Origin of the sequence: [Clostridium] saccharolyticum WM1 (assembly GCF_000144625.1) — a bacterium.
GTDB lineage: Bacteria > Bacillota > Clostridia > Lachnospirales > Lachnospiraceae > Lacrimispora > Lacrimispora saccharolytica.
In genome coordinates this window covers 3,258,850-3,269,411 of the sequence record NC_014376.1, presented here as the reverse complement: position 1 = coordinate 3,269,411, position 10,562 = coordinate 3,258,850, and the positions used below count along the sequence as shown (strand labels likewise).

Here is a 10,562-nt window from a genome sequence, read left to right as displayed (position 1 = left end):
CTGTTTCAGCAAAAAGAATTCTATAATGATTATATAGGATAGCATTTTCTGCTGCTTGAAAATGCAGTAAAAAAGTTACACGAAAATAGACAAAAATAAAAAATCGTGTTACAATATTTTCCAGGAATAGAAATATTAGGGGGAACAACAAATGAAAACCGGTAAGTTGCTGGAGGATCTGATTGATATTGCACAGACGCCGAAGACAGATTTTGCCATCAGCATGAACATGACACCAAGCGGATTAAGTAAGATATTAAAAGGTGGAAGACTGCCTTTTCTGAAAGAAAAAAGAACATTTTGCCGGCAGGCTGCCTCGTATTTTGCCGAAGCATTGTATGGACACGACTGTTATTTGAAATTTATGCATATGTTTCCTGTAATCTATGATTTCAGTTCCAGATATGAACTGGAAATGTTTTTGGCCTGCGCCATAGAAAATGCTTTTGATAAGGACTCCGACGAGGAGAATAATGGAAATTTAAGCCATCCTGACAGGGAAGCAAGCTTTCTTGGAAAAAAAACCATCCTGAACATGTTTTGTGTGCTTTTGTCCGATTGCATGATGGAGAACCAAGGCAGTCCCCTTGAGTTTTACAGCTCACTCCCTTTTTTTGACCAGTCTTATTCGGATATTTTTTGCCGGATAAAAATTTTAAACCGGCAGAAGCAGAATAAATCAGTTTTTAACCATTTTTTTGATTTATCCTCTATGGAGGCTTCATCAAAAGATGATAATATCAACCTTTTATCGTCCATCGTCAGGGCGGAGGAATATGTGGATTTTAATTTATGGAAAATTGAAAAAGAAATGAACAGTTCGTTTTTGCTTTTAAAAGGGCGGTTTCTGATGATATTCAGCCAGCAGCTGGATGGAATGCCTCTTATGACCTTTGTCAGTCATAAGGGCTACTTAAACGTTTTCTTCAATTCGCTCATGAGGAAGGAAGCTAAGAAAATCAGTTACAGCGGAAGAGAGGCGGCGGCAGCTTTGGATACGGATCCTACGATTCTTTCCCGGCTGAAGAACAGACATGTAGAGGCCGTATATAATTTTATATCCATCGGCTATTTGGTTGAAGAAAAGGATATTGCAGCGGCGGAGGGCAGTGCGGTGGCTAAAAGAGTTGTTCTGGAACTTTTTCACAGCATCCTGGATAGGGAAACTGTTTTTTATGTAACCGTAGATGCGATGCTTGGTTTTTGTTCCACGGGAAAAGCCATTGTTCCTCTCTTTGGTGCTGTGGATATTCCTCCGGAGGAAAGGATTTCATATCTGAAAAGGTTTAATTCCTTTATCAACGATAAAAGTACAGACAAGATCAGGATCGTGAACAGTGAGCAGCCGAAATCGGCAGTATTCTGTCTGCAGGGGATGAACCTGATTTATATGATTGATCATGATTATAAATCTGAAAAAATTCATTTTTTTGAAACAAATCTGTTCAATGAATTTTTAAGCAGGGATACATCAGCAGACACTAGGAAGATCCTGGACTTCAGCCCCGATCTATGGGAGTCTTACCTTTCTGAGATGACCAGGCACTTTAGCGGATTTGTCAAATAAAATGGCTTTAATAATTTTATAACCAAGGGAAAGGAATCCGTGGTTTTCCGTTAAAAAGGACTTTCAAAACTGCGGATATCATTTCTTTAACGCCTGTGGCTCCCTTTATACTAACCCGGACAAATGGATTACCGTCCGGTTATTTTTTTAGGATTTCCCCTACATAACTGCCATATCCGGTACAAAGTGGGTTCCGGGGGTAACCAGCCGGATCCCCAAACGGCCGGAAAAGCACAGGAAAATCGAATTTTCTGTGTGGCAGTCTGCAGCAGATTCCGTGGTGACCTGCACCGGTTCTAAGAGAATGATCCGGTGAAATTACATATGGAAAATGATGTAAAATATGATACAATGGCAGAAGCGGCAAATGTTGGTTTTGCTTAGAACGCTTCACCTTAGGAGAGAGGAAACATGAAAGAAAAAAAGTCTTTAATCAATATTGTGATCGATGGGATTTCCGGAATTTTTCAGCCAATTATCAACTTGTTAAGCTCAGCCGGAATATTAAAAGGCATATTGGCCATTCTCACAGCATCAAATATAGTGCCGGGATCAAGTGAGACCTATTTGGTGCTGAATGCCATGGCAGACAGCCTGTTTTATTTCCTGCCCATGGTTCTGGCATTTACAGCAGCTAAAAAATTTGGTGCAGATCCGTTTACTGCTGTGGTCATCGGAGGAGTGCTTTTGTATCCTTCCTTAACATCCGTATTTGAGTCAGGTACTCACATCCTTTTTGCAGGAATCCCAATAAATGCGGTCATCTATCATAACGGCGTGATCCCCATTATTCTTGCGGTGGGGCTGCTTGTATATGTAGAACGTCTGGTATATAAAATATTGCCGGATTTAATCAAAAGTTTTTTTGCACCGCTCATCTGCATTGTGGCAGTTGGACTGGTTACCTTATTTCTATTCGGACCTATAGGAAATGTAATAGGAGACGGCGTGGCTGCCGCTTATGAATTCGTATATAAGATCAGCCCTGTGGCTGCCGGGGCAATTTTAGGAGCAGTGATCCAGCCAATGGTCATTTTTGGCTTTCACTGGAGCCTTGTGCTTGTGGCAATGAACAACATTTCTGTAAAGGGTTCTGATACCATATTGGCCCTGATCGGGCCGGCGGTATTTGCCCAGGCCGGTGCGGCACTTGCAGTGTGTTTGAAAAGCAAGGATAAAAAGTTCCGGTCCCTTTGCCTGTCCGCAGTATTGTCCGCCTGCTTTGGAGTTACGGAACCGGCCATGTTCGGCGTAAATCTGCCGTTAAAGAAACCTATGATCGCAGTTTGCATTGGCGGCGGTGTGGGGGGAGCCGTAGCAGGGCTTTCAGGAGCCCAGGCCATGACCTTCGCTTTTCCAAGTCTTATTACTTTGCCTGTTTTTCTGGGCAGGGGATTTGTTTTGTTTGTGGCAAGCTGTCTAATTAGTTTTATTACAGCGTTTTTACTGACGCTTTTCCTGAAAGTGGAAGGTCCTGCCGTTTAAAGACGGGACCCGGCTGGATATGACGTAGGAAGCGATGGTGCGTGGGTCCAATCATAAAACAAACGAAGTTTGCAGACCCCTTAAAATTAGACTTTATAGCGTAGCAGTTTTTATCTGCTACGCTATTTTTTTCTGCCCCTCCGTGCGCTCATTGGGAAGTAAATCTTTTCCCGCCCGGCAAAACCTCCTTCTATGGTTTATGCATGTAAGCTTAATTTCTCTTTTCCGGTCCGGAAACGTCCTGACACAAATGCGGTGATGCCATCACAGGATTACCATGTCCAAAACCAACGATTCATGGGAAAGATATGAGGGTATAATAGAAAATACAGGAGCATCTCCTCCAATGAAAAAAAATCTTGACATTCGCATAAGCTTATAATATTATATTGTTACAACAATATAATGTTCTATGATGAACAGGAAAGGAGGAAAAGGCCATGAAACAGATTGTTTTGCTGAGCCATGGCACCATGGCGGAGGGGATGTACCATGCCGCGAAAATGGTCTTTGGTAATCTGCCGGACGTTTCGTATCTTTGCCTGACAGAGGAGAAAGATATTGAGACATTTCGGGGGGAATTGGAGAGGCTGTTTGAGGGGGTGAATTGGGAGGCTCCGGTGACGGTTCTTTGTGATATCAGCGGCGGTTCCCCCTATAATACCACATTGGAGCTTCTGGCTAAGATGGGGGGCTTAGGCAGGGCCAATGTTATTCCGGGAATGAATTTACCGCTTCTTTTGCTGGTTCTTGCATCAGCGGACAATAGCCGGGAAACAATGAAGCGCTGTGCCAAAGAAGCACAGGGAAGCCTGCACCTGTTTGAGATGGAGCAGGAAGTTGACGATGAGGAACTATAGTGAAACGTTTACCTCACATAGGTTTGAGGGAGCATAAAAAGGAGGTATTGAGGGTGGCAATCAGTTTTATCAGAATTGACGACAGAATCATTCATGGACAGATTATTATCCGCTGGTCCACGGAATATCCCTGCGATGGGATCATTGCGGTGGATGATAAGGCGGCATCCAATGATGTGATTAAGAACGCGCTGCTGGCAGCATCAACGAAAAAGACATTTATTTGGAGCCGTGAAAAGTTCCGCTCCAAGATGGATGAGGCGGTGGCAAGCAGCAAGAATTATTTTGTTATTACCAAAACGCCTGATACCATGGCGGAACTGCTGGTGGACTACGGTTTAAAGGTAAATACCGGGATTTTAAATGTAGGGCCGCAAAGTGCCAGGCAGAATACCATCCAGGTCAATAAGAACGCGGACATCACAAGGGAAGATATGGCCAGCTATGAGAGGATTCATCAGGCAGGCTATCAGATAGAGTTCCAGCTGGTTCCTGACTTTACAAAGGTGCGGTGGAGCGATGTCAGGCAAAAACTACTTTAATCTTATGAATATGAGGGGGATATTATTATGCAGATAAACATCATACAGGCAGTTATGATCGGTATTTTATCGTATCTGGGTTCCTTGTCCTGTCCTTGGGCACTGGGGCTTACCGGCGGCTGGTATACACTTTCCAGACCTTTGATTTCCGGTTTTTTGATTGGACTGATCATGGGGGATGTTCAGACCGGTATCATGGTGGGGATCGCCGTTCAGGTGGTATATATTGCCCTGGTTACACCGGGCGGACAGATGCCTCAGGATTTAAATGCGGCGGCATACATCGGTGTAGGATTGGGAATCATGGCAGTAAAATCCAATGCAACCGTGGAGTCTGCAGTGGCCATTGCCACGGCTGTGGGAGCAATCGGAACCATCTTCCATAATTTTATGATGATGACGAATTCCTTCTGGAATGCCAGAGCCATGAAATGTGCGGAAAAAGGGGATTACAAAGGGCTGTCCTTTAATCACTGGGTAGGACCCCAGGTGCTGCAGTTCTGCTACCGCGTCATTCCTACGGTGGCTATCCTGTATTTCGGACAGGGGCTGGCAGCGGAGATCATTGCCGTGTTCCCGGTGGATTCCTTTGTTATGAGAGCACTGACCGCTATCGGCGGCATGCTTCCGGCAGTGGGAGTCGCCATTCTTTTAAAACAGGTTACCAAGAAAAATATCGAGATTGTCAGATTCCTGTTTGGATTTGCTTTGGTTGCAGCTCTGGGCATCAACATGATTACCATTGCCATCTTTGGCGCGTTCTTCGCATACAGCTATTTCCTGTATACCCAAAAAGACAATGCAGTCAAGGTTTCAGCAGCAGCAGACGATATAGAGGAGGAACTGTAATATGAAAAAAATCAGCAAGAGCACCTTAAGAAAAAGTTGGTTTCGGTGGCTGTGCGGTAATTTATCTTCCATGTCCTTTCAATGGCTGGAGTCTTTCGCCTTTGCAGACTCCATGGCACCGGTCATCAAGGAGCTGTACGGCGGCGACAAGGAACAGGAGAAAGCAGCTTTAAAACGTCATTGTGCATTTTATAACACGGAGCCTCAGATCGGCAGCATTGTTAACGGCATTGCCTGTGGTCTGGAGGAGGAGAGGGCGAACGGAGCAGATATTGATGATGAGGTGATCAACAGCATTAAGCTGGGGCTTATGGGACCTTTGGCAGGCATTGGCGATGCCATGGTTCCAGGCATGTTCGTCCCCCTGCTGTTGTCCATTGCGATCGGCCTTTCCCAAGGAGGAAACGCTCTTGGCCCGGTTTTCTACATAGTGACCTTTATGACTTCCGTGACAGCAGCAAGCTATTATCTCTTTATGAAGGGCTACCAGATGGGCACCAAATCGGTGAACTTAATTGTGGGAGAAGCTTCCCAGAGAATCCGTGAGGCTTTTAACCTGTTAGGCGCCATTGTGGTCGGAGGTGTGGGGGCATCCTATGTAAGCATCAATTCGATTATGAACATTCAGACAGGAAACGCAGAATCAACGGTTGTGGTAAATGACGTGTTAAACGGTATTTTCCCCAAATTGCTGCCCTTGGTAATGATTCTTTTATGCTGGTGGATGATGTCGAAAAAGAAATTGTCCGCACTGAAGGTGATGGGCGTTCTGGTTATTATTTCCATTGTAGGAGTCGCTGTCGGATTTTTCTAAACACGGCAAACTTATAACAGTCTGCCAAGTGAACGTTGACAAGTGAAAGGGGATTATTTATTATAATGTTATAGCATATTAATAAGTGAGATCCGCATAAAAGCACTTTAGAAGCAGGATTGGAAAGGCAGATGACAGGAATGGAGAAATTAAATACTTCGAAAAGCGCACCACCCTTATATATACAGATCAGTGATATCCTGCGCAGCAAGATTTTGAAGAAAGAGTATGAGTTTGACACCATCATCCCCAGTGAAACGGAGCTGCAGAACATGTATCAGGTAAGCCGTATCACGGCAAGGCAGGCGATCCAGGAGTTGGAGAAGGAAGGTCTGGTAAGGCGCGCCAGAGGGAAAGGAACGGTGGTCATCTATCAGAAGACGATTGAAGAGTTCCTTACCAGAATATACAGCTTCACGGATGAGATGAAGGAAAAAGGCATTGAACCAGGAACCAGCTACGCTCATATTGAAGTCATTAAGGCGGATGCCAAGCTGGCCGGTGTGTTTCACATCCAACCGGATGACCCATTATACCGCCTGGAGAGGGTGAGAACCGGGGATGGAAAGCCGATCGTCATTTTCCAGTCCTATTTTCATAGGAACAGGCAGCTTCCCATGGATGATGAGTTGTATTACGGAAGCCTGTACGCCATGCTGGATGAGATGGATATCAGACCGGTCAAGATCGTGGAAAAGTTCAGTTGCATCATGCCGGACAGCCATACCCAGAAGCTGTTGGAGATGAAAAAGACCATACCGGTCCTGCTGAGGATTCGAACCTCTTATGACAGGAATGATGAGGTGGTGGAGTATACCGTCAGCCTGTACCGGGGAGACCGCTATTCTTACTCCGTTGAGATCAAGAAGTAAGCTGGCAAAAACAAATAACTAAGAATGGGAGTGCGGCAGTGGGTACTGTTGCGCTCCCGTTTTTATTAAGCCGATTTAGATGTTCCCAAAGTACGCATTTCTTTCCGGTGCGTATCAGGGTTGGAAAGATGAAAGGGGAGAACAGAATGAATTTTTATCCAGGTTTTCAAATAATACCGCAAACACAGCCCATTGGATTTACCTATGGGGAGGGAGTGTTTGGTCCTGTGTCTGAGATCCGGCGGCTGGACGATATCCGGGCATCTTTAGCAGATCCGTCCTGCAGCGGACCGGAGGAGCTATACGCCATATCCATGGATGTGGGATGTGAAGAGGACAAGAAAGATATGGAAAGACGCAACCTTCTTTACGGAGCGGTTGTCTATGGGGCAGGTGTCATCGGCAGGGAACCGGTACGATCCCAGGGCCATATCCATGCAGTCAGCCCTTCCTGCGGTTATTCCACGCCGGAGGTCTATGAGATCTGGGATGGCGAGGCCATCATCTATATGCAGGAGTTTGGGGGAGATGATCCGGGTAATTGCTATGCGGTCCGTGCAAAAGCAGGAGATGTGGTAATCGTGCCCCCTGGCTGGGTTCACGCCACGGTAAACGCCGACGTGTCAAGAAACATGTGCTTTGGGGCGTGGTGCGTCAGGGATTACGGGTTTGAATATGATGCGGTGAGGAGCCATGGTGGTGTCGCTTATTTTCCATATGTGGAGAAAGAGGATATTTTATGGAGAAAAAACCCTGCATACCGGGGGGGACGTCTGGTGGAAAGGAAGTCAAGGGAGTATCCGGAGTTTGGGATTTGCAAAGGGATTCCCATCTATACTCAGTTTCAGGAGAATAAAGAAATGTTTGCCTTTGTAACAAAGCCCCGGAATTATAAAAAGATATGGGAGGAGTTTCAGCCATGATGATCATAGAACCAAAAGCAGTGCATGATTTTTACAATGGGGTGATGGAAGGAAAGCCGGTGATGAAAAGCAGGAAGCTGTTAAAGGATATCCTGACGGCTTATGAGAATCCGGATAAAGGAGAGGACCCGGAGCGGGTGATGTATGAGGTTTATTGCTATGAGGCTGAAGATAAAATTCAGCAGGGAAGCTTAAGCTGGGGGCTGACGGTCATGTATCCGGAATGTGTCAACGGGGAGTTCAATTTTACCAGGGGGCATATTCACCAGGATACCTCCTGCGGGGAATTTTATTTTGGCCTGGCAGGAGAAGGGCTTCTGCTTTTAATGGATATAGAGGGGAATGCCTGGGCGGAAAAGATTTCCCCCAATTCCTTGCATTATGTCAATGGAAAACTGGCTCATCGCCTGGTAAATACCGGAGACCAGGTACTGAAAGTGGGCGCCTGCTGGCCGTCCAATGCCGGCCATAACTATGAATGGGTTGAAAAGCATCCGTTTCCGGTGAGAGTTTACAAAAAGAATGGAGAAATCGTATGCATATAGACAGGAAATCTCAATATGAGAAATACCCGGAAATCAAGGTCCGGGGTTTTGACCATGAGGTGTTTGACGGGTACGGGGAAATTATAGAGGAATTAAAATCAAAGATAAAGAACAAACCGTTTGTTATGGTTGTGGACTGTTATCCCGGGGTTGACGATAAGGAAGTGCTGGCTGCCCTTTCCCGGCTGGATGCAGATTGCCTGGTGCAGACGGCAGAAGTCTTTAAGGAAGAAAAGACGATCCTGGAGCAGTTAAAATACCAGCTGACCGACGACCGTGTTTTCGGAAGGATGTATTCAGGTGAGATTCTGGACTTTATGGACATGGTAAAATTATCAGAGACCAGGGAAGAAGTGGCAGAGGCGAAGGGCTTTACGATTGTTTATGGATTCGGAGCATCTTTGGTAGCCAAGGGAGACCTGTTGGTTTATCTGGATATGGCCAGGTGGGAGATCCAGCTTCGCTACCGGAAGGGCATGGGAAATTATCAGGCGGATAATGGAGAGGAAGACATTCTGAAAAAGTATAAAAGAGGGTTTTTTGTGGAGTGGAGGATAGCCGACAAACACAAGGCGCAGTTGTTTGAACGTATGGATTATCTGATGGATACCAATAAATCGGAAGCTCCCAAAATGATAAGCGGCAAGGCTTTTCTGACGGCTTTGGAAGAAACTGCCAGCCGGCCGTTTCGTACGGTGCCCTATTTTGACCCGGGAGTATGGGGAGGGCAATGGATGAAGGAGGTCTTCGGCCTGGATACCTCAAAGGAAAATTATGCCTGGAGCTTTGATGGGGTGCCGGAGGAAAACAGCCTGCTGTTTAATTTTAATGGGGTGTTGGTGGAGGTTCCCGCCATGGATCTGGTACTATATCAGCCAAGGAAGCTTTTAGGGGAAAAGGTTTACGCCCGGTTCGGGGCGGAGTTCCCTATCCGGTTCGATTTCCTGGATACCATGGGGGGGCAGAATCTGAGCCTTCAGGTACATCCGCTGACCGAATATATAAAAAAGCAATTTGGTATGCAGTATACACAGGATGAGAGCTATTATATCCTGGATGCCAAGGAAGACGCGGCGGTCTATCTGGGACTAAAAGAAGGCATTGACAAGGATGAGATGATGGGGGCGCTGAAGGCGGCACAGGAAGGGAATTGTGCCTTTGACGCAGAAAAATACATCAACCGTTTTCCTGCAAAAAAGCATGATCATTTCCTGATTCCGGCGGGTACCTGCCACTGTTCCGGAAACAACGCCATGGTATTGGAGATCAGCGCGACGCCATACATATTCACCTTTAAGCTATGGGACTGGGGACGTTTGGGACTGGATGGAAAGCCCAGACCCATCCATATCGACCATGGGCTGAATGTAATCCAGTGGGACAGAACCACGAAATGGGTGGAGGAAAATCTGGTGAACGCCTGCTATACGGTGAAAGAGGAGGAAGGATACTTGGAAGAGCATACAGGACTTCATGAACTGGAGTTTATTGAAACCAGGCGCTGCTGGTTAAACCGGCCGGCAGTGCTTCATACCATGGGAACCGTTCACATGCTGAATCTGGTGGAAGGAACCGCTGCGGTGGTGGAAAGTCCGTCTGGAGATTTTGAACCGTATGAGATACATTATGCGGAAACATTTATAGTGCCGGCCAGTGTGGGTGCATACCGGGTGAGGCCATTAAAGGAGCATGAAAGGATTGGTTTGATCAAGGCATATGTCAGATAATATTTACGGTGCTAAAATCTGCCTGTTGACCATGGATATTCGGGACGGCGATTAAGATGACGGAGGAAGGGGGCCTGAGTGTTGGAGCGCATTCTGGGTACCTTTTCAGCGGCTGAGATTATGAGAGAATGAAAAAGATCAAGAGGGAAGGTTTTGCCTGGCCGGCTCCAAACACGGGTATAAAGCAAAGGGGAGCTTTTTTTGACGGATTTAAGATTCAGCCGTTGGATAAAAGCTCCTTTTGACGAAAAACTAAATCTGAACTGCTTTTCCTAAAAAAATCCCTGATACAAAACTACCGGTACCATGCACCGGATCCCAATACATATCACCACCGGTTCCACCAGATAAAAGCGGAGGCAAAAGAAGATATGATTG

General features: G+C 46.0%; 10 protein-coding genes. All 10 read left to right on the top strand.

All coding sequences use genetic code 11. The features are described from left to right. The first annotated feature begins 151 nt into the window (after nucleotides 1-151). Nucleotides 152-1,567, top strand: coding sequence for a hypothetical protein (locus CLOSA_RS15145; RefSeq protein ID WP_013273640.1), 1,416 nt, complete (start codon nucleotides 152-154; stop codon nucleotides 1,565-1,567). Between the two features lie 411 nt (nucleotides 1,568-1,978). Continuing rightward, nucleotides 1,979-3,052 (top strand): PTS transporter subunit EIIC, encoded by a 1,074-nt coding sequence (locus CLOSA_RS15140; RefSeq protein ID WP_013273639.1) that lies wholly within the window; start codon nucleotides 1,979-1,981, stop codon nucleotides 3,050-3,052. A gap of 440 nt (nucleotides 3,053-3,492) precedes the next feature. Further along, nucleotides 3,493-3,912 carry a PTS sugar transporter subunit IIA gene (locus CLOSA_RS15135; RefSeq protein WP_013273638.1) on the top strand — a complete coding sequence of 140 codons (420 nt, stop codon included), beginning with the start codon at nucleotides 3,493-3,495 and terminating at the stop codon, nucleotides 3,910-3,912. A 53-nt stretch (nucleotides 3,913-3,965) separates the two neighbouring features. Beyond that, nucleotides 3,966-4,454 (top strand): PTS system mannose/fructose/N-acetylgalactosamine-transporter subunit IIB, encoded by a 489-nt coding sequence (locus tag CLOSA_RS15130; RefSeq protein ID WP_013273637.1) that lies wholly within the window; start codon nucleotides 3,966-3,968, stop codon nucleotides 4,452-4,454. Between the two features lie 27 nt (nucleotides 4,455-4,481). Next, a complete protein-coding gene (locus tag CLOSA_RS15125; protein ID WP_013273636.1) occupies nucleotides 4,482-5,303 on the top strand; it encodes a PTS mannose/fructose/sorbose/N-acetylgalactosamine transporter subunit IIC in 822 nt (273 codons plus the stop codon). Between the two features lies 1 nt (nucleotide 5,304). Next, nucleotides 5,305-6,117: a PTS system mannose/fructose/sorbose family transporter subunit IID gene (locus CLOSA_RS15120; RefSeq protein WP_013273635.1), complete on the top strand. Its 813-nt coding sequence runs from the start codon at nucleotides 5,305-5,307 to the stop codon at nucleotides 6,115-6,117. Nucleotides 6,118-6,257: 140 nt separating this feature from the next. Then, nucleotides 6,258-6,989, top strand: coding sequence for a GntR family transcriptional regulator (locus tag CLOSA_RS15115; protein ID WP_041709317.1), 732 nt, complete (start codon nucleotides 6,258-6,260; stop codon nucleotides 6,987-6,989). Between the two features lie 146 nt (nucleotides 6,990-7,135). Next, nucleotides 7,136-7,912 (top strand): glucose-6-phosphate isomerase family protein, encoded by a 777-nt coding sequence (locus tag CLOSA_RS15110; RefSeq protein WP_041708658.1) that lies wholly within the window; start codon nucleotides 7,136-7,138, stop codon nucleotides 7,910-7,912. Continuing rightward, the gene (locus CLOSA_RS15105; RefSeq protein ID WP_013273632.1) at nucleotides 7,909-8,457 is read left to right on the top strand and encodes a glucose-6-phosphate isomerase family protein; all 549 of its coding nucleotides are present in this window, start codon (nucleotides 7,909-7,911) and stop codon (nucleotides 8,455-8,457) included. The genes CLOSA_RS15110 and CLOSA_RS15105 overlap by 4 nt, the downstream gene beginning before the upstream one ends. Further along, on the top strand, nucleotides 8,448-10,184 hold the full coding sequence (locus CLOSA_RS15100) for a class I mannose-6-phosphate isomerase (protein ID WP_013273631.1): 1,737 nt from the start codon (nucleotides 8,448-8,450) through the stop codon (nucleotides 10,182-10,184). Before CLOSA_RS15105 ends, CLOSA_RS15100 begins: the two co-directional genes overlap by 10 nt. Nucleotides 10,185-10,562 lie beyond the last annotated feature (378 nt).

Excerpts from the sequence above, each read along its gene's own strand:
- CLOSA_RS15100 (WP_013273631.1), top strand. The coding sequence starts at position 8,448 with ATGCATATAGACAGGAAATCTCAATATGAGAAATACCCGGAAATCAAG.
- CLOSA_RS15120 (WP_013273635.1), top strand. The coding sequence starts at position 5,305 with ATGAAAAAAATCAGCAAGAGCACCTTAAGAAAAAGTTGGTTTCGGTGG.
- CLOSA_RS15135 (WP_013273638.1), top strand. The coding sequence starts at position 3,493 with ATGAAACAGATTGTTTTGCTGAGCCATGGCACCATGGCGGAGGGGATG.
- CLOSA_RS15145 (WP_013273640.1), top strand. The coding sequence starts at position 152 with ATGAAAACCGGTAAGTTGCTGGAGGATCTGATTGATATTGCACAGACG.
- CLOSA_RS15110 (WP_041708658.1), top strand. The coding sequence starts at position 7,136 with ATGAATTTTTATCCAGGTTTTCAAATAATACCGCAAACACAGCCCATT.
- CLOSA_RS15140 (WP_013273639.1), top strand. The coding sequence starts at position 1,979 with ATGAAAGAAAAAAAGTCTTTAATCAATATTGTGATCGATGGGATTTCC.
- CLOSA_RS15125 (WP_013273636.1), top strand. The coding sequence starts at position 4,482 with ATGCAGATAAACATCATACAGGCAGTTATGATCGGTATTTTATCGTAT.
- CLOSA_RS15105 (WP_013273632.1), top strand. The coding sequence starts at position 7,909 with ATGATGATCATAGAACCAAAAGCAGTGCATGATTTTTACAATGGGGTG.
- CLOSA_RS15115 (WP_041709317.1), top strand. The coding sequence starts at position 6,258 with ATGGAGAAATTAAATACTTCGAAAAGCGCACCACCCTTATATATACAG.